The organism is Rhizobium etli 8C-3, from assembly GCF_001908375.1.
Lineage (GTDB): Bacteria > Pseudomonadota > Alphaproteobacteria > Rhizobiales > Rhizobiaceae > Rhizobium > Rhizobium etli_B.
In genome coordinates, this window is the sequence record NZ_CP017244.1 from 187,412 (window position 1) to 205,613 (window position 18,202).

18 protein-coding genes and 1 pseudogene are annotated in these 18,202 nt (G+C 59.9%); 8 read left to right on the plus strand and 11 right to left on the minus strand.

The features are described from left to right. Positions 1 to 92: 92 nt before the first annotated feature. The 4 genes and pseudogenes from AM571_RS25725 to AM571_RS37750 form a co-directional block, all read left to right on the plus strand. Positions 93 to 2,033: a DUF3604 domain-containing protein gene (locus AM571_RS25725; protein ID WP_074063882.1), complete on the plus strand. Its 1,941-nt coding sequence runs from the start codon at positions 93 to 95 to the stop codon at positions 2,031 to 2,033. Further along, complete coding sequence (locus tag AM571_RS25730; protein ID WP_237358638.1) at positions 2,030 to 2,959, plus strand: peptidyl-prolyl cis-trans isomerase; 930 nt, start codon at positions 2,030 to 2,032, stop codon at positions 2,957 to 2,959. Before AM571_RS25725 ends, AM571_RS25730 begins: the two co-directional genes overlap by 4 nt. Next, positions 2,956 to 3,951, plus strand: coding sequence for a HupE/UreJ family protein (locus AM571_RS25735; protein ID WP_074063884.1), 996 nt, complete (start codon positions 2,956 to 2,958; stop codon positions 3,949 to 3,951). The genes AM571_RS25730 and AM571_RS25735 overlap by 4 nt, the downstream gene beginning before the upstream one ends. Positions 3,952 to 4,158: 207 nt before the next feature. Further along, positions 4,159 to 4,737, plus strand: a pseudogene (locus AM571_RS37750) (hypothetical protein); the annotation flags it as partial. A gap of 203 nt (positions 4,738 to 4,940) precedes the next feature. Here the strand turns inward: AM571_RS37750 and AM571_RS25745 are convergent. Both AM571_RS25745 and AM571_RS25750 read right to left on the minus strand, forming a co-directional pair. Further along, positions 4,941 to 6,674 carry a SulP family inorganic anion transporter gene (locus tag AM571_RS25745; protein ID WP_074063885.1) on the minus strand — a complete coding sequence of 578 codons (1,734 nt, stop codon included), beginning with the start codon at positions 6,672 to 6,674 and terminating at the stop codon, positions 4,941 to 4,943. Between the two features lie 82 nt (positions 6,675 to 6,756). Further along, positions 6,757 to 7,017: a helix-turn-helix domain-containing protein gene (locus tag AM571_RS25750; RefSeq protein WP_074063886.1), complete on the minus strand. Its 261-nt coding sequence runs from the start codon at positions 7,015 to 7,017 to the stop codon at positions 6,757 to 6,759. Between the two features lie 447 nt (positions 7,018 to 7,464). Here AM571_RS25750 and AM571_RS25755 point away from each other — a divergent pair, with 447 nt between their 5' ends. Together AM571_RS25755 and AM571_RS25760 are read left to right on the plus strand one after the other, a co-directional pair. Beyond that, positions 7,465 to 8,631, plus strand: a complete 1,167-nt coding sequence (locus tag AM571_RS25755; RefSeq protein WP_074063887.1) for a sensor histidine kinase — start codon at positions 7,465 to 7,467, stop codon at positions 8,629 to 8,631. Beyond that, positions 8,612 to 8,998, plus strand: a complete 387-nt coding sequence (locus AM571_RS25760; protein ID WP_074063888.1) for a response regulator — start codon at positions 8,612 to 8,614, stop codon at positions 8,996 to 8,998. Before AM571_RS25755 ends, AM571_RS25760 begins: the two co-directional genes overlap by 20 nt. Before the next feature lie 198 nt (positions 8,999 to 9,196). Here the strand turns inward: AM571_RS25760 and AM571_RS25765 are convergent, their stop codons facing one another. Together AM571_RS25765 and AM571_RS25770 are read right to left on the minus strand one after the other, a co-directional pair. Continuing rightward, positions 9,197 to 10,054 carry an alpha/beta fold hydrolase gene (locus AM571_RS25765; RefSeq protein ID WP_074063889.1) on the minus strand — a complete coding sequence of 286 codons (858 nt, stop codon included), beginning with the start codon at positions 10,052 to 10,054 and terminating at the stop codon, positions 9,197 to 9,199. After that, entirely contained in the window at positions 10,051 to 10,632 is a 582-nt protein-coding gene (locus AM571_RS25770; RefSeq protein ID WP_074065573.1) for a glutathione S-transferase N-terminal domain-containing protein, read from the minus strand. Before AM571_RS25770 ends, AM571_RS25765 begins: the two co-directional genes overlap by 4 nt. Positions 10,633 to 11,844: 1,212 nt before the next feature. On the opposite strand from AM571_RS25770, the gene AM571_RS37755 reads away from it, so the two are divergent. Beyond that, positions 11,845 to 12,096: an NYN domain-containing protein gene (locus AM571_RS37755; RefSeq protein ID WP_237358639.1), complete on the plus strand. Its 252-nt coding sequence runs from the start codon at positions 11,845 to 11,847 to the stop codon at positions 12,094 to 12,096. 54 nt (positions 12,097 to 12,150) lie between these two features. Continuing rightward, a complete protein-coding gene (locus AM571_RS25780) occupies positions 12,151 to 12,762 on the plus strand; it encodes an antitoxin Xre/MbcA/ParS toxin-binding domain-containing protein (RefSeq protein ID WP_237358674.1) in 612 nt (203 codons plus the stop codon). A 296-nt stretch (positions 12,763 to 13,058) separates the two neighbouring features. Here AM571_RS25780 and AM571_RS37760 read toward each other — a convergent pair whose 3' ends face one another. From AM571_RS37760 to AM571_RS38070, 7 genes are all read right to left on the minus strand, one after another. Next, positions 13,059 to 13,430 (minus strand): DUF932 domain-containing protein, encoded by a 372-nt coding sequence (locus tag AM571_RS37760; protein ID WP_237358640.1) that lies wholly within the window; start codon positions 13,428 to 13,430, stop codon positions 13,059 to 13,061. Beyond that, the gene (locus AM571_RS37765) at positions 13,427 to 13,585 is read right to left on the minus strand and encodes a DUF945 domain-containing protein (RefSeq protein ID WP_237358641.1); all 159 of its coding nucleotides are present in this window, start codon (positions 13,583 to 13,585) and stop codon (positions 13,427 to 13,429) included. The genes AM571_RS37760 and AM571_RS37765 overlap by 4 nt, the downstream gene beginning before the upstream one ends. Beyond that, positions 13,578 to 14,546: a DMT family transporter gene (locus AM571_RS25790; RefSeq protein ID WP_074063891.1), complete on the minus strand. Its 969-nt coding sequence runs from the start codon at positions 14,544 to 14,546 to the stop codon at positions 13,578 to 13,580. The genes AM571_RS37765 and AM571_RS25790 overlap by 8 nt, the downstream gene beginning before the upstream one ends. Positions 14,547 to 15,633: 1,087 nt before the next feature. Continuing rightward, positions 15,634 to 16,659, minus strand: a complete 1,026-nt coding sequence (locus AM571_RS25800) for an alpha/beta hydrolase family esterase (protein ID WP_074063893.1) — start codon at positions 16,657 to 16,659, stop codon at positions 15,634 to 15,636. 109 nt (positions 16,660 to 16,768) lie between these two features. Beyond that, complete coding sequence (locus tag AM571_RS25805) at positions 16,769 to 17,314, minus strand: DUF1269 domain-containing protein (RefSeq protein WP_074063894.1); 546 nt, start codon at positions 17,312 to 17,314, stop codon at positions 16,769 to 16,771. A 323-nt stretch (positions 17,315 to 17,637) separates the two neighbouring features. Beyond that, the gene (locus AM571_RS25810; protein ID WP_081377298.1) at positions 17,638 to 17,895 is read right to left on the minus strand and encodes a hypothetical protein; all 258 of its coding nucleotides are present in this window, start codon (positions 17,893 to 17,895) and stop codon (positions 17,638 to 17,640) included. Between the two features lie 161 nt (positions 17,896 to 18,056). After that, the gene (locus tag AM571_RS38070; RefSeq protein WP_257788708.1) at positions 18,057 to 18,188 is read right to left on the minus strand and encodes a hypothetical protein; all 132 of its coding nucleotides are present in this window, start codon (positions 18,186 to 18,188) and stop codon (positions 18,057 to 18,059) included. Positions 18,189 to 18,202 lie beyond the last annotated feature (14 nt).

Here is an 18,202-nt window from a genome sequence, read left to right on the forward strand (position 1 = left end):
GAAGGACCGGAGACAGGGGCTCCTGTCATTAATACAAATCAACAAAGCCCGCTCGGACGGTTTAAACATCACTGCTGCAAAGGGGGGAAACGATGAAAAAAACATCTGCTAACTTGATTATTGCGGTGTTCGTGAGCCTGGGTCCTGCCTTGCCGGCTGCGGCTCAGGAGACAACCGATATCGGCACTTTGGACAGTGCGAAGGCCGGAAAGGCATTTTCCAGCAAACCCGCCTACTCGCCCTATGCGGGGCGTAATTTTCCGACCCGGCCGCTGTTTGGCGACACGCATCTCCATACCGGAGCCTCGTTCGACGCCGGCGCCTTCGGAGCGCGGCTGACGCCTCGCGACGCCTACCGCTTCGCCCGCGGGGAGGAGATCACGGCGTCAAGCGGCCAGCCTGCTAGGCTGTCACGGCCGCTCGACTTCCTGGTGGTAGCCGATCATTCCGACAACATGGGCATGTTTCCGGACCTCTTTGCCGGCAAGCCAGACGTCATCACCGATCCGCAGGCCAAGACCTGGTACGATATGATCAAGGCGGGTCAGGGTGCCACAGCGGCGCTCGAAATCATCTTCAGCTTTGGCAAGGGAACGCTGCCCAAGAGCATGATCTACGGGCCGGAGACACGTCCTTACAAAAACGCGTGGCAGGACACGATAAAGGCCGCCGAGGAATATAACGATCCGGGGCGGTTCACGGCTTTCATCGGCTACGAGTGGACCTCGAACACGGCAGGCAACAATCTGCATCGCAATGTCGTCTTCCGCGACAATGCCGACAAGGCCGATCAGGTCGTGCCCTATACGACGCTTAAGCCCTTGGGCAGCGACAATCCGCGCGACCTATGGAAGTGGATGCAGGCCTATGAGGACAAGACCGGCGGTAGCGTGCTGGCGATTGCGCACAACGGCAATCTGTCCAACGGCCGCATGTTCCCGATGATCGAATCCTTCACCGGCAAGCCGGTCGACAAGGAATATGTCGAGCAGCGCTCCCGGTGGGAACGCCTCTACGAGACAACCCAGACGAAGGGCGACGGCGAGGCGCATCCGGTCCTGTCGCCCAATGACGAGTTCGCGGATTTCGAGACCTGGGATTTCGGTAATCTCGATGCCAGCGTGCCGAAGACGCCTGACATGCTCGAGTTCGAATATACACGGTCGGCGCTGAAGAACGGCCTTAAGCTCGAAGCCGAACTCGGCACGAACCCCTACAAGTTCGGGCTGGTCGGCAGCTCCGACGCGCATACGGGCCTTGCGGCCATGGAAGAGGAAAACTTCTTTGGAAAGACCACGCCGCAGGAGCCGAGCCCGGAACGCCTGACGGCAACGTTCGTCAAGGACGCCAAGACCGGGATTACGGTGATGGACTGGGAGGTCGGCGCGTCTGGCTACGCGGCTGTCTGGGCGGCGGAAAACACGCGCGAGGCCATCTGGGACGCTATGCAGCGCAAGGAAACCTACGCCACGACGGGATCGCGCATGGCTGTGCGCTTCTTCGGCGGCTGGGATTTCGAGCGGGTCGATGCCGAGAGCCGCAATCCCGGGGCAATTGGCTACGGCAAGGGCGTTCCCATGGGGGGCGACCTCACGGCAGCGCCGGAAGGCAAGGCGCCCTCGTTCCTCGTCGCCGCGCTGCGAGACCCGATCGGGGCCAACCTCGACCGCTACCAGATCGTCAAGGGCTGGCTCGACGACAAGGGCGAGACGCATGAGCAGGTGTACGACGTCGCCTCGGGTGGAGACCGCAAGCCGGGCGCCGACGGCAAGGTGCCATCGGTCGGCAGCACCGTCGACATCGAGAACGCGACCTGGACCAACACCATCGGTGCGCCGGAACTGATCGCGGTCTGGAAGGACCCCAGCTTCGACCCGAAACAGAAGGCCTTCTATTACGGGCGCGTCATCGAGATACCGACGCCTCGGTGGACCGCCTATGACGCCAAACGGTTCGGGACAAAGCCGCTGGAGGGCACGCGAATGACCGTCACCGAACGCGCCTATACCTCGCCGATCTGGTACACGCCGTGACTGAGATTCCGGCGGTTGAACTGACTGCCGGATCGTCGGGTCCGGCAGCTCGCGAACGAGCGAGCGCGACCTCCTTGAAACGCGTGATGAGGGAGCCGCTGGTCCATTTTCTGCTGCTCGCGCTGCTGATCTTTGCCGGTTACGGGCTCTTGGGCGCCGATGCGAAAGACAAACCGGACAGAATCATCGTCACGGCCCCAAAGATCGAGCAGATGGCGACCGTGTTCGCAAAGACCTGGCAGCGCCCGCCGACAGCCGAGGAACTGAAGGGGTTGATCGATGAATATGTGAAGGAAGAAATTCTGGTACGCCAGGCGCTGGAGCTCGGGCTCGACAGGGACGACACGGTCGTTCGTCGCCGCTTGCGCCAGAAGATGGAATTTTTGAGCACCGCCGACGCCGAAGCTCTGACAGCGACCGATGCTGAGCTCGACTTCTATCTGAAAGCCAATGCAGCCATGTTCGAGATCGATCCGATGCTGGCCTTCCAGCAGGTGTTTCTCAACCCGCGGCGGCGCGGCGAGACGATCGCACAGGACGCGGCTTCCGTCCTCGAAGTGCTGCTGACCGATCCGGCAACGGATCACGCCCTTCTTGCCGATCCGACGCTGCTTCCGCCCAACCTGCCTCTTTCGGGCAAGACACCGATCAGCCAGACCTTCGGCGTCGAATTCGTGGAAGAACTCGACAAGGCCCCGCTGGGCCAGTGGACGGGTCCCGTCGCCAGCGGTTTCGGGTTGCATCTGATCCGGGTGTCTGAGCGCGTGCCCGGCCGATTGCCGGCACTTGACGAAGTGCGCGATGCCGTCGCGAGGGAATGGACGAACGCCAAGCGCAAGGAACTCGAAGATCAGCGATTTGCCAACCTGCTCAAGCGCTATGTGGTGAATATCGAAAGCCCGGCCGGTGCGGAATCGGGCCAATGACGCGGCTTGGCGCCTTGCTGTCAGCGCTTGTCGCAGTGTTCATGGCCACATCCGGCATGGCTCATGAGATCAGGCCAGCCTATCTCGACATGCGCGAAACGAGGCGCGACGAGTTCGCTGTCGTCTGGAAGGTGCCGGCGCAACGCGACATGCGTCTCGGTCTCTATGCAAGTCTGCCGAAACCGTGCGTCGAAAAAGCCGAACCAGTGAGGTCGATCGACGGCGGTGCCTATCTGGAGCGGTGGACCGTCGCCTGCGCTGGCGGATTGAAAGGCGGCGAAATCACCATCGACGGCCTCAGGTCAACCATGACCGAAGCGCTCGTTCGCATCGAATACGAGAGCGGAGACACGGAGGTCGTGCGCCTCATGCCGGACGCGCCATCTTTCGTCACTGCCGGCGCACAGACCAGCCTTGATGTCGCTCAGGCCTATTTCCTGCTGGGCGTCGACCACATACTCTCGGGTCTCGATCATTTACTTTTCGTTCTTGCCCTTATGCTGCTCATTCGAGAGCCCTGGATGCTGGTCAAGACAATCACGGCTTTTACGATTGCCCACAGCATCACGTTGGCTGGAGCCTTGCTCGGGTATTTCAGTCTGCCGCAGAAGCCCGTCGAAGCGACAATTGCGCTCAGCATTGCCTTCGTCGCGAGCGAATTGGTCAGAATGAAGCCGGGCGAGAGACGACTGTCCGAGGGCTACCCCTGGGTCGTGGCCTTCGCGTTTGGACTGCTGCACGGCTTCGGTTTTGCCGGTGCCCTTAAGGAAATCGGCCTGCCGCAATTCGACGTGCCGCTGAGCCTGCTGACATTCAACCTGGGGGTCGAGGCGGGCCAGATGATCTTCGTCGCCGCGGCGCTGGTCGTGTTGAAGGCGGCAGGTGCATTGGGCGCGATAAAGCCCGCACCTGCGCGTCAATTCGGCGCCTACATGATAGGAACAGCCGCGATGCTGTGGCTGGTTTCGCGGATCGCCGGGTTGGCGGCGTGAGCAGCGCCAACCGAAAGGTCCATTCTCGCTCCGCTGCCAGCCCGCAGTAGTACGCCGACGCGGGCGCCACTTCCCTTTTCGGCGTCGCAATCGCTCGCGGTCGTACCTATCGCCGCCTGTGCCTCGGGATAGTCACTGGGAACACAAGTGGGGAATTGTCAGGCGGCATTCGCATTCGCTTACTGATTGCGGATCGGCAATTCCTGAGATATCGCACAGTTCAGATTGCCCGAGGTACATGGACGCCGACTTCGGCGACCTGCTGAACACCTCGACTTCGCCTTCATGGCGGCGGGCGAGGTGCGGTACGACCGCTACAACATTATCGCCGACATCATCTATACCAGACTCGGGGCGGATGTGGGCACGCCTGCCGGCACCTGGCCGACAGTCTCGACGTTACCTCGAAGATGTTCGCCGGCCTGCTCGGTGTCGGCTACTCCCCTGGGGCATCAGGGTCTGGTCGCTCGACATGACCATCGGATTCAACGGTGGGCTGTTTCGACGGCCCGTAAGGCGACGACGGTGATACCTGAGTTGATGGCATCGCAGCTTTTTGAGGCAATTACTTCTTTACGCCGGAGATCTGGATGACCGGATGGGGACTGGTCGGTGCAGGCGCGCGGATATCGACTGGGACGTCGCCTTGGCCCTCGGCTACAAACTCAACGGGACGGTGTCGGGCGTCGCGGCGTACCGCCGATCGGGGATCAACTACAGAAACGACGGGTTCTCTTCGACGGCGTGCAGCAGGGTCCGATCCTTGGGGTCGCTATCCATTTTTAGTGCGACCCTCGGGATGGACATCCTCATGCCGGTGCTGGCCCCAAAGCTAAGCGCACACTTGTCTAATCCCGTCACATCGGCGCGCGGCCTCCCGATCGCCGACCTCGTATAAATTGGTACCGCTTCAAGCGTGCGTCGTCGTCACCAGCATGCGTGTGGTCTCTTCATTCTCGCAGAACCTCGCCAGCAAAAATCGAACACCTTCAACCATCTCGCTGGCTCACTGTAGTCTGCGACCCCTGCAGGATTCCCGCACGCGCGGCCGTCACTGCGTCGGCCAGCGTTCTCTTGAAGCGCACCCGCGGCGGTCGCATGCCGTGTATCAGCAGCACGCGCCGGACCGACGATGATGCGCCGCCAATGTGAACGGCGGCGCCTTGATGATGAGCCTTACGCACAAAGCCTTCGATGGTGGCGGCTCCCGTCGAGTCGAGAATTTGCACAGCTGAGAAATCGATGACATAGGCTTTGGGGTGCTCACCAATACGATCCAGCGCGGCCCCGACGCCTGCCGCCGCCCCGAAGAAGAACGCCCCGGATATCCGGCAGACGACGATGTCCGGATCGGTTGCCAGATCCGCCTCGTAAGGTTTGCGCCCGTTGCCATTCATCGTATCGGCCTTGTCCTGCTCAGCGACCGACCATGTGTGCTCGACTTCGACGGCCTCCGCCATACGATGCAGGAAAAGCAGCGTGCCCAACGCAAAGCCGACCAGAATACCCTCGGTCAGGTCGCGAAAGACAACCAGCAGGAAGGTGGCAAGCAGCACGACGGCATCGCCTCGCGAGGCGCGCACGAGCGTCGCGAATTCGTGCTTTTCCGCCATATTCCAGGCCACGACCGCCAGCACGCCAGCCAGTGCGGCCAGCGGGATATAAGCGGCAAGTGGCGCGGCGATCAGCATAAACAGCAATAGAAAGACCGAATGCAGCATGCCCGATAAAGGACCGCGGGCGCCGGAGCGGACATTGGTTGCTGTGCGGGCGATGTTGCCGGTCACGCAGAAACCGCCGAAGAGCGGAGCGGCGATATTAGCCACGCCTTGGGCTACCAGTTCGCAGTTGGACCGGTGTCGCCGGCCGCTCATGGAGTCGGCCACGACGGCCGAGAGCAGGCTCTCGATGCAGCCGAGGAGCGCGAAGGAAAGCGCGGACGGGAAGACTTCCACTACCTTCGCCCATGAGAGCGATGGCACCTGCGGCATCGGCAGCGAATGCGGAATACCGCCGAACCGCGTGCCGACAGTTTCGACTGGCAGGCCGAGTATGGCGGCCGCAGTGGCAGCAACTGCCACCGAAATGATGAAGGCGGGCCAATGCGGCCGGTAGCGGCGGACGCCAACGATGACGCCAATCGTGAGAGCCGCGCTGGCAATTGCAAAGATGTTCGTCGTCGGCATGGCACTGCCGATAGCCAAAAGCTTCGGCAAGAGCGGCCCCGGCTCCTTGTCGAGGGTAAGGCCGAGCAATTCCCTGAGCTGGCTGGCAAAGATGATGACCGCGATGCCAGAGGTGAAGCCGACCGTCACCGGATAGGGGATGTATTTGATGAAGGTCCCGAGCTGCAGCAGTCCGACCACGATCAGGATCGCGCCGGAGATCATCGTCGCAAGGAGAAGACCGTCGAGCCCGTGCTGTGCCACGGTCGCGGACACGAGCACGATGAACGCGCCGGCCGGTCCGGCTATCTGAAAGCGGCTGCCACCAAATGCCGAAACAAGGAAGCCGCCGATGATTGACGTGTAGAGCCCGCGATCGGGAGTGACTCCGGAAGCGATCGCAATCGCCATCGACAGCGGCAGCGCCACGATGGCGACCGTAAGGCCGGCAATGGCATCGGCTTTCAGGTCGGCGAGGCCGTAGTGCTCGCGCAGAACCGTGACAAGCTTGGGAGTGAACAGCTCAAAAAAGCTGGGCTCAACAGTTCGAGCGACCATGGCGATCCTTTCACGTTCCACAACAGAGGCGGATCGTCGGCCCGTCGGCCGGTCGGCGCCGCGTTCGCGAAATTCCTGAGAATTAGCCGGTATTTACAGGGTGTTTGAGACGGACACCGCGGCCGCCACCGCCACTGACGGTGTGCTCGCCAATCAGCTCGATGCCGGCGCGGTCGAGCGCCTCGACAACCTTGACCAAGGAATCGATCACCCCGCGCACATTGCCGGAGCTTGCCTCCATGCGCTGGATGGTCGGCACCGATACGCCAGCCATCGCTGCCATGGTTTTCTGGTCGATATCGAGGAGCGCTCGGGCGGCACGAAGTTGGGCGGCAGTGATCATTCAGGGCATTCATAAATGCATGCAAAATCTCCTTGAGAACATTATCATTGAAGTAGAAAACATCAACACAAAACGAAATACCTTGATGGCAAACTGCTGCATTTGTCGCCTACTATGTGCAGCATGACCGACGATACCGACCAAGCCAGCAGCCGAATGGCACCTGGCTGTCCTTGACACCGCCGCTGCCGGTCCCGCACCAAGCGTGGGGCTCGGCTCCGGCCAATGCCTGAGGGCGTGCATCCGCCGCTCGGGTGGATTGAAAGATGTCCGATCTTCAGTTCGCGCCGCGCCCCGCGGATCGTCGCCACAGGGGAGGGGTCTCGCTTCGGATCGTGGTCGAGGTGAAGCTGGTCGCGGGAATCACCGCTTCCGAGCGGGTGCTGACGCACTGCCCCGCCGGAACCTTCGGACGTGGCAGCCGTTAGGCCGACACTGGAGCGGAAGATGACCGACGGGCAGACTCAGACAGTCGAAGAGAGATTGAGAGCGCAACGCGCTGCTCTAGCCGATTTCGGGCTGTTCGCCTTTCAGTGCAACGATATCGATAGTTTGCTTCATCGTGCCTGCGAGCTAGTCTTCGCGGCGCTCGATGTGCCGCTGGTGAAGGTGCTCGAGCATCTCCCCGACCGCGGCGAGATGCTGATCCGGAGCGGCGTCAACTGGGAGCCTGGCGTCGTCGGTCACGAAACGTTTGGGGATAACGAAGACTCCCCAGGAGGCTACGCGCTCAGGGCCGACCAGCCTGTTGTATCCCCGGATCTCAGTGTGGAAGATCGGTTCAGGATGCCGGACGTGCTGCTGCGGCATGGTGTCAAGAGCATGGTCAACGTGATCATCGCCGGCGAACAGGCGCCGTTCGGGGTGCTGGAGGTCGACGCCCAGGAGCCGCGGAACTTCGGCGAGGACGATATCGCCTTCCTGCGCACCTACGCAAATCTCCTTGCGGCGGCGATCGAGCGGGTTCGTGCGCACGATGCACTCCGACGATCGGCCCGAGAGCAGGGTGTCCTCGCGCGAGAACTCGGACATCGGGTCAAGAACGTACTCGGCCTCATTCGCGCACTGGCTTCTCTGACGTCGGCCGAGGGGCGAACCGCCGAAGAATTCCGCGACGCCTTCATCGACCGGCTCCAAGCGCTCTCGGCGGCAGAGAGCCTGGTGTTCGAAAGCAGCGACGAGCGGGTGGATCCGCTGGCGCTCGCGGACGAGGTTCTCGCGCCCTATCGACAGGACGATCCAAAAAAGATCGCTATCGAAGGGGCATCGGTCCGGCTGTCGCCGAGACAGGCCCGTATGTTCGGTCTGGCGCTGCACGAACTGGCGACGAACGCGGCCAAACATGGGGCGATCGGCGTCGCTCAAGGAACGGTGCGCCTCGGTTGGTATCTGGAGCAGGTGAACGGGCGCCCCCAGCTCTCGATGACTTGGCAGGAGGTGGACGGGCCAGAGATTACTCCACCGAAACGAAGGGGCTTCGGGACTCGCCTGCTCGAGGATGTCGTCGCCCATGAACTGAAGGGCAAGGCTGTACTGCTCTACGAGCGGCGCGGCCTTCACTACCGTCTGGAGTTTCCCGTGGACGAGTACGACGATGACGGGCTCTCTGCATGACGAACTCTGCGGCCGGCGGATCCTGGTCGTCGAGGACGAGCGACTGATCGCATTGGACATCCAGGACATCCTAGAAAGGTGGGGTTGCATCGTCGTCGGACCGGTTGCCACCGCCACTGCGGCGCTGGCGTTGATTGCGGACGAGTGCCCGGATTCCGCCATTCTCGACGTGCACTTAGATGGCGAGTCCTCCGAGCCCGTCGCCGTCGCTTTGCAGGCGAGCGGGCGTTCGTTCCTTGTAATGAGCGCCTACCCACGAAATCATCTCACCGGAGCCCTCAGCATCGCTCCGCTGTTGAGCAAACCCGTTGACGAGAAGAAGCTGGGGCAAGAACTATCCACAGTGATTCGCGATGCCCGCCCCTGAGAAACGGCTACGCCTAGTCTGTTCCTAATCCAACTTGCTCTACTGTTCCTGCCAGGCGTGATTTGGACGCATCTCGATGATCGAGTTCGTATTCCAATCGCCGGCGTCAGCGCGCGGATGCTGTTTGTGCGGCTTCAATTCCGCGTCATAAAAGTCGGCACGATCAATTGTCTCCACCCTCCCTTGGCATTGTCTCGTTCACTTGGCGGATGTTCGTCCTTCCGCATGTTGTTCGATAGCAGAAATGATCTGCTCCCAATCTCCAGGATGAATTTCGTGGCCGCCGCCTTCGATCTTCACGAACTTCGCGTCCGTTGCAGCGCGCGCGAGTGCCTCGCCGTGCTCGACTGCGAAAACCGGATCGGCCGTGCCGTGGACGACGAGAAGCGGCACCGTCATTTCGTTCAGGCGGCCTTGCCATGTCTCGCCAACCTCAAAGAGGACGCTATGGTTGGTAGCGCTGAGATAGCCTCCGGACCGGCCAAAGTCCCGCTCAAGGAAAGCTCGAGTGCCGGCCTCGTCAAACGGATGCGCCGTCCCCGCAGTCAGGCGCGCGTCTTCGACGAGGTAGGCGACGGCATCCGCCCGTTCCGACCAGTCCGCTTCCATGGTCATATGCTCCATCCAGGCTTCGCCGCTCGCCGGAAGGCCGGACGTGTCCACGCCGACCGGCGAGGTGCTGATCGCCGCCAGGGAAAGCACGCGCTCCGGATTCTTCAACGCGGCCACTTGGCCGATCATGCCGCCGAGGGAGAAGCCGACGATATGGGCTGTCGAGATCCCGTAACCGTCGAGCACGCGGAAAACATCATCGACAGCATCGTCGAAGACATAGCCCGGCTGTCCTGGGGGATATTTCGTCGAAAGGCCGGTGTCGCGCTGGTCATAGCGGATGATGAAACGACCCCGTTCGGCGAGCCTCTGGCAGAATTCCTCCGGCCACCACAGCATCGAGGCCATTCCGCCCATGATCAGAATTAGCGGCGGCTGGGCTGAATCGCCAAAGCTCTGCGTTGCGAGTTCGACCCCATCGGTGCGGATCATCAGCTCACTCATGCGAGGCCCTCGCGGAGCAGCGCCGCTCGTACCGCCGGCCTTAGCTCGATCCGGGCAATGTAGTCGTCAAACGGTTCGGGCAGGGGAAATCCGAGTTGAGCCGCGCCCCACGCAAGTTGGAAGAGATAGGCATCCGCGACCGTAAAGGTCTCTCCGAAAAGGTAGCCCCGATCCAATCGATCCGCGAGGAAGCCGAACCAGTGCAGCAGTTGCTGGCCCGTCGGCTCCCTGACTTCCTCCGGAAGTGACAGATAGGTGGGAAACCGCTTGTGAATCTCAGTCGCAATGAAGCTCAACATCTCAAGCAGGCGGTAGCGGCCCAGATGACCGTGCGGTGCGAGCGCTGGTGTGCGATCGGCGATCCAAGCCAGGATCGCGACATTTTCCGTCAGCACTTCATCATCGTCGAACATGAGGGCGGGCACATAGCCTGTCGGGTTGATGTCGATGTAGCGGCCGCCCCCCTCGATCTGTTTCGTCTCAAGGTCGACCTTGACCAAGTCGAACTGAATTCCAGCCTCCAGCATGGCGATATGGTCGGCCAAACTGGTGAAACCGGGCGCCGAGTAAAGCTTCATCGCTCCGAGTCCTTTCATATTGATTGCAAAGCACAACCAGTTGCAATATTGACACAGCCTAGTCAATAATGCAAGCGCTTTCTTGACGGACGAAAGAGGTGAAGACGCCCATCGACCGGCGGATCAATCAAGTGCCTATAGCGCTGGCTGACCCGTCTTCCAAAGGACGTTGCTGTCCGCATAGAAGCACCTGTGCGATCACGGCAGCATCTCGAGGTCGGTTGGCTCTGGTTCTGCACCCGCCGAAGAAGGTGCTAGTTTGCCCACTTTTGATGGCCTGTTATTCTAGTGGCGCGTGGCAGGAACAGCGATAGCTCCCTCAACCTGTCGCACGATGCATAAGGAACTCGGGTTAAACCGATGCACGCGGGCCCGCATCATACCGATCAGGACAGCTGCGCCAAACAATTCGCGACTCACGTAGAACGTTCGCCGACCGCCCCTGGACATGGCTATGTGGTGCTCCTCAATTCTTCGGGTATCGATCGGTATGCTAGCGTACAAAGCCATAACCCCCGATCATGCGAACGTCTTTCCGGCGTTCCCTCTTCGTCGTCAGCACTCGCGCCGATTTCGTCGGGGATTTTTTGTGCTGGCGGAACCTCTCGGCAGTTAAGTCGTTGAAATCTACGGATTGCGCGACCGTCCACAAACGCGCATCCAGCCGGCGACTTGGCCCTGCGCTGAACACACCCCGTCGGCAGGGCCGATTTTTTGTCAGGAACCGCACTAATACCTTTGGGCTAGTTTACCGGCACATTATCTCGCCCATCTTATGACTGCCGCGCACCGAGAGTTGATGCAGCGACAGGGCGAGCCAGGAACGCCGGAAAGGGCCTCGACACCTGATGCGTGAGCAGCCGCTGGACAAGCGATCTTTACCGGTATCGGCGGAGACGGCCGAAGGCTGGCTCCGTGCCATCGGCATAGAGCGCGGCCGACCGTACGGGCGGTGGCCCTTCTCCTGATTCAATGCCCGCCGCGGGCCGTGTCATTCCGTTGCAGATTCCCCGAGGAATGCCTATTTAAGGTGAAATCACGGCGAAATCGCCTGTTTCAGCGCGTCGGTGGCCGTCAATATAGGTTGACTAGAGGACCACTCGACACTATGTTGAGAGTAACAACTAACCCAGCATCCTGAGAGACATGGGCTCCGGGCGGTTGGGGTAAAAAGCCGGCGCAAGCCGGTTTTTTTTATGTCTGGGGGTAGGAGTGCCGGGGTTACGAACACGTGTCTACATCGACGGCTACAATCTCTATTATGGTTGCCTGCGCAAGACGGCCTTCAAGTGGCTCGACGTTCTCTCCCTGTTCGAAACGCAAATTCTACCGTCGATCCTCTATCGGCCAAGACCGGACGCCGAACCGGCAACGATGACCCTGCATCCGGACTGCGCAATCAAGTATTTCACGGCCAAGATCATCGAAAGCGCGGCCAAGGGCGAAGACTCGGTGTCTTCTTAGGCCCAATATCACAACGCCCTGACGACACATTGCGGTGGCAGGCTCTCCTTCGTGATGGGCCATTATTCGCTCTACAAGGCCAACCAGCATATCGTTCCAGCCGACGATCCGAAGCGCTGGCCACGTGATTGCGACAAGATCCAGGTCTGGAAGCTCGAGGAGAAGCAATCGGATGTGAATCTGGCGCTTCATCTCTACGACGACGCCTTAAGCGGCGACATCGACCAGGTTGTGCTCGTCACCAACGATACCGACCTTACGCCGGCGTTGCAGATGTTGCAGGCGCGTTGCCCGCATATCGTCCGCGGCTTGGTGATCCCGACACGCAAAGTCGGCGCGGGCGGGGATCTCGAACGCGAGGCGAACGTGTCGCTGGCGAAGCTGGCCCATTGGGTCAGACGGCATATCTCCGATGACGAGCTGCGGACCTCATGGTATGCGAAACCGCATCATCTCGCGAGGATGCTGGAGATGGCCCGCCCGGTGCTGCGCACCGAAGGCGAAGTCCTGAAATGGGCGCGCCGAGAGAGCGCGCATCTCGGCGGCCGTCGCCCGATCGATCTGATCGAGACGGATGCCGGCGCGGTCGAGGTCTTCGACTACATCGAAGCTTATATACGCAACCAGCTCGACAAGGCCGGCGATCAGGACGATTTGTCCTCTTAATCCTGAATTTCACGGGTGGGAAGGGAGTGCGAGGGATGGGGCTTCGGGGCATCCCTCGTCCTGGCACGCGCCGCTTGGATAGCGGTGAGGGACAGGCAAACGGCAAGCATCGGGTGGCCAAGGCTCATGATCTTGCAAACACAAAGTGGGACTGAGCGCGGGCGCGTCGCGCCGCCTCTTGCGGCGGCGCATGCGCTTGCCCGCTCACGCCTTCAGCGCCGCCATCCTTTCGCCGAGGAGCCAAAGGGCTTTGTTGAGCTTGATATCCTGATCGATGCCGTTCACGGCGCGGGAAGTCACACGCGCGGCCTGCCGAGATCGTCGCGTCCTACGCCACGCAACCCGCCTTTGATGGCGTTTTCCTGTACCACGTTCCAGATGGTCCAGAGATCATTGGCGCGGTCGTCGTGGCGGCGGGGGATAAGTAACTGTTGCGCCTTGATCGGCGTGGTCGTCTCGCCTTCGTTGTCTCCGAAGCGCAGGACATGGGCGGCGTCTGCGAGAATATCGGCTTCCTCATGATTCAGCCACAAGGTCGACCAATCCTGCGGAGCGGCGAGGGTGCGTTCGGCCTCGCCGAGAACACGATAGGTGCCTTCGATGACCTTGTGCTGCACATCGCCGGAATGGCGAACTCTGATTGCGTCGATGGTGCCGGTCTGTGTCACCAAGGAATTGAGGCAACGAACACGGAAAGCCCGGCCATAAGCTCATAGGCGCTCGTCCCGTCATTGGCATTTTTCAGCAGGATTTCGCAAACCGTGTCTCCGACATTGTAGACCTTGCCGTCATTGATGCGGCGCAGGCGGATCAGATTACTCATGCGCCAATACTGCCTTTGCCGATGCGAATTGACGATCATAGAAAATCCGCACTGACAGAACGACGCCCGCGATCAGGACAACCACTCCTCCGACTTCGATCGGGGTTGGCCAACGGGCATGAACGATAAGTCCTCCGATAACGCCAAAGGCGGTTTCCGAAACGATCAATTGCGCGGCCAACGCAACAGGCAGGCTCCGTGATGCGATGTTCCAGGTCCAGACGCCGCCCACGGTTGCCAGCAGCGCGAAAGATGCGCCCCAAAAATACAGATTGCCCGCGGAGCTCCAAGAAAATCCCAATGTCGGAAGCTGGAAGAGATCCATAGCGGCACCGACGGGATAGAAGGCCAGAACCAAGACGCCACCGCCGACCAGTATCAGCGCCGACCACACGCCTGAGGGCATTTCCGGTCGGGTGGCGAGCGCAGCCTGATTGGCAAGCGCGAACCAGCACCAAAGTCCCACCGCCGCGAGCGCCAGCGGCACGCCGATCCACAATGATCGAACCGAGTTCAGTCCCTCGGTGGTGAATGCTGCGCCATTGACCAGAGCAAGGCCGACCATCACCAGCGCCAACGGCATCATGAGCGACCGCCATGGCAATGACCCCTGGCGCTGGTTTCCTATGACCATCAAGACGATCGGCACCAGGCCGAGAAAGGCCGGAGCGATGACCGGGCCGGCAAAGACCGCCGCTCCCGTCACCGTAAGAAAGTAGCCGACATATCCGATGAAAGCGAGCCAGATTGCCTGCAAACAGTTGCGAAGCGTGAGATGGCGCATGACGCCATTTTGCGAAAACAGAATGTAAAGACCGACGAGCGCTGAGACGACATGACGGATGAGCGCAAAATCAAAGTTGGAATAGTCGCCTATGATGAAGGGCACGATGAAGTTGAGCGAAAAGGCAAAGGCCGCAAACAGAGCAGCTGACACGCCAACAAAGAAGAGTCTGTCCATGATATTCACCTTTGACGTCGCGCCACTGAACCGGTGATTCCCGTGACGCCGATGGCCTCGGTTGATCGAATGGATGTAAGTTACCGGCCGCGAGACCTAGCCGGTACTCTGTGAAAATGAGAGCCACCCTCTCGATGCTACCCTTCGGATCTTGGAGCGGTTCGGCGTCGCCGACCATGTTGAAAGGCAAACTGGCGGGCCCGCTCGCAATGATGCACGCTCTCGATCATTGATCGCTGCTTCGGGTCAGTCATGGGCGCGCATAGTCACAGCGCTTCAAAGCAAGCAGCTTGCTATGCTCTAGATCCGGAGGTGCCAACCGCGACGTTCTTACGTGCATCGCCTACAACCACCCGCCTGGTTGCTTGCGAACGAATGCACGCAGCTACAGCTATTGGTCACGATCCCGGGCCCGGAAAACGCGCCAGGCTGAGATGATTGCAAGCAACAACAACAACCCTGCAACACCAGCCCACAGAGAGCCGCCTTGCGTTAGATTGTCGCCGTCGGGAGTGAGGCAGCTGGATAACGCTTGCGATATGCAACCCCGAAACTTCCAGTACCTTTCATAAAATAACCATCCAAAACAAATCGACATGAATGTTAAAACGAATACCGAAACATATTTCATTTTGTTCCTGCTATGACCTTTTCACGCAGACTAGGGAAATGCCACCGGTTTGAACTCGATTCAAGCGACAGCTTCAGACTATCGGTTTCATTCATGTCGTTGTCGGAGAGCCGCTGCATACTTTTGCCGGCTTATGTGGCAAGCGCAAACTGGCGACAGCCGCAAGATCGCGCAGCGATATGTCGCTCTGTAGATGCGCATCCATGAATTCGTTCCTCCGCGCGACCGTCCGCCGGCTGAGAGGGTTGACGCGATGGCCAGGCGAAACATGTCCATCTAGAAAACCCACGCGCATCGCCAGAAGTGCGAGATTAACTAAGAGCGAAAGTCGAAATGGGGCGCGAGGAAGGCGCATGGTTACGCTCCGCACCGCCTTTAGCTTGTAAGAGCCATTCAGATCCCGTTAGGCCGGCAGCCACTCCATCTGGCCTACAAACAAGAAGGCATTGGGCATGTTCAAGGAGCGAACCGTTTCAAACCCCAGAGACGCATGAGCTCGACTGGAGCAGATATACCCGCGTCAAGGACATAGGGATCGAGCTTTCGTCCTCGGCCTTTCCCGAGATCTCGCACTGGAAGCCCATGGCCAAACCCCTGTAACATGTAGAGCGACACCCGAAAACGTCCGTCTTGTTTCCACCGGATAAGCGTACCCCATGGCTGGACGCCCGTGCGGCGCGTATCTTCCGGAATGCCGTTAATCTCGAGCCATTGATCAACGCATGCCTTTGCGTTAACGGACTTCACCACGCGATCTTCTGTTCCTTGCCATATGGAGACCGGGGGCCAAACGCTCTGCGCAGGAGAAACCGCTTTGACTGGGCTGCCCCATCCTTCAGGTGGAGGCGAGGTGCCGGATTTCATCGCCCGCAAAGCGGATACTGCGTCCCTTGCGGTTCCAAAGGGCATTCCGGCGACGATGGCGCCACCGGCAAACAGGCCGGGATATGTTGCGATAAGGGCCGATGTCATTGATCCCCCTGCAGATAACCCCGCAATGTAGATCCGGGACCGATCGATCCGGTGGCGGTCAATTGCATGTTCGATCATCTGCCGGACAGACATGAGTTCGCCACGGTCGCGCGCCACTGAGCTTGGCCGAAACCAGTTGAAGCAGCCATGGGCGTTGTTGGCATTCTTCTGTTGCGGATAAAGTAGAACAAATCCGCGCTGGGCAGCGAGCCTTGAAAATCCGCTTGCAGCGTCGAGGCTTTCAGGCGTCTGCCGGCACCCATGAAGGATCACGACGAGCGGCGGCTTTGCTGGCAACCGCTTAGGAAGATAAAGCTTCATTGCAAGGCGTCCGGGGTTGCTGCCGAAGCCGACTACCTCCCTAAGGACCGGATTTGCGCCGCCTTTCGAGATTCTCGAGGTGGATCTCGTTTTCGTCTGCGAACTTTTCCAAGCCTTTTCGAAAAGGCTCTGAAGTTTCCTTTGAGTGTTCAATAGTCGTGAGAAAGACTTCGCAAATCGCACCTTCACCGGCTACGTCCTTACCACGAGGTCTTCGATGCTTCTCCCGTAGCCAAAGGCAACCATCGACAGACTAGTTTTCAAATTTCTCACGCTATTCGCAGTGGTCCAGCAGCCATCAGACGTTGGACGAAGGCGGAGCAGGTGGGACGAGCGGTTCGGCAGCGAGCGCCCGACTTAGGCGCTCCTCTTGCTCCGGAGACAGCGAGGAGCGCAAGACCTTGGCCTGCTCACCCTTGAATGCTTCCAGCACCTTCTCGGGTTGCGCCTTCCGGATGAGAAGGAACAGCGCCGAGCTATCGGCCGGAATCGCTTCGGCCAGCCGCTTGACGAGGTCGTCATCGATCCCATAGTCGGTTATTGAACCGGCAAGCGCGCCCGATCCGGCGCCGAAGGCGCCACCGAGGACCATGCCCGCCAGCGGGTTAAGGAACAGGAGACCGACCAGCGATCCCCACAGGGCACCAGAAACGCCGCCGCTTGCCGCGCCGGCCGCTGTAAGATTGAGGCTTTGCTTCAGGCGGACCTTGCCCGAGCTGTCGCGGACTGCGACGACGGCGTCTTCCAGATCGACGAGGTATTCCTTCTCGAGTTGGACAAGCCGGTTGAGAATGGAGTCCGCCTTGTCGGCGGTATCGAAACCGAGCACCACGAGTTCTGACATCGAGTTTCTCCGCGTTGGTATCTCGAAAAGACATAGAAGCCAAATAGGTTTCGTCCATGAGCAAATCCTGAGCTGATCCGTGATTTCCGCGCGCTCCGGTCGAGCCAACACACCCGTCGAGTCAGCACAATATCCGTCGCCTTCGTCATCGAGTTCGTCCTCGGGAATTCCCGCGCAGAACCTTGCGGTTCAGTCGGTAAAGGCTGGTCCAGATGAAGGTGAGGATTTTTCAGGAAACGTGGAACTGGAGCGGCGCCTCGGTTTGCGCTCAGGAGGTCACAAAGCTGGTATTGCATCGCGATCGAAGAAAATGTTGCAGAATTTCATTCTGCTGTCGCGCTGCTGCCTCCGAGCCGATCTTGCTTCCATTTTTTGAACGGCGCGAGGAGTTGGCCCGGAAAGCGCGCTTCGATCTCGGTTTCCACGATATTGATCTTTGCCTGAATTTCGGGCTCCAACTCTCCACTTGCCGAAACGCTCTCGCTGTCGATTTCGAGCTTCGCCAGGAGTTCAAATATCTCGTCGTCTGTCCACTTCTCAATGGATTGGGCGAAATCGGCCGCGCTGTTCTCTTGCTCCATCATTGCCTCCACCCTTTAGTAAAGCAGTCTACTTCTCAGCTCTGTTAGCCATTCGAACCGACTTCATATCAATGCATGGCCTAAAGGCGCGGCGATAAAACGCGCCGAGGCTGATCGGCAAGATAGGCTTCGGGACGGGCGGCTCGATTTCATCGATAATGTCATTTCGCATGCGCTTCCTCGGCGAAGGCGAGGTACTGGTCCACCAGGTCATGAGCGGCCTCGGGGGTCTCGGTTTCCGGGCTGTACCGGCACCAGGTGTCACCAAGAGCACTCAGCGATCCGTACGACATCAAGAGCTCCTTTT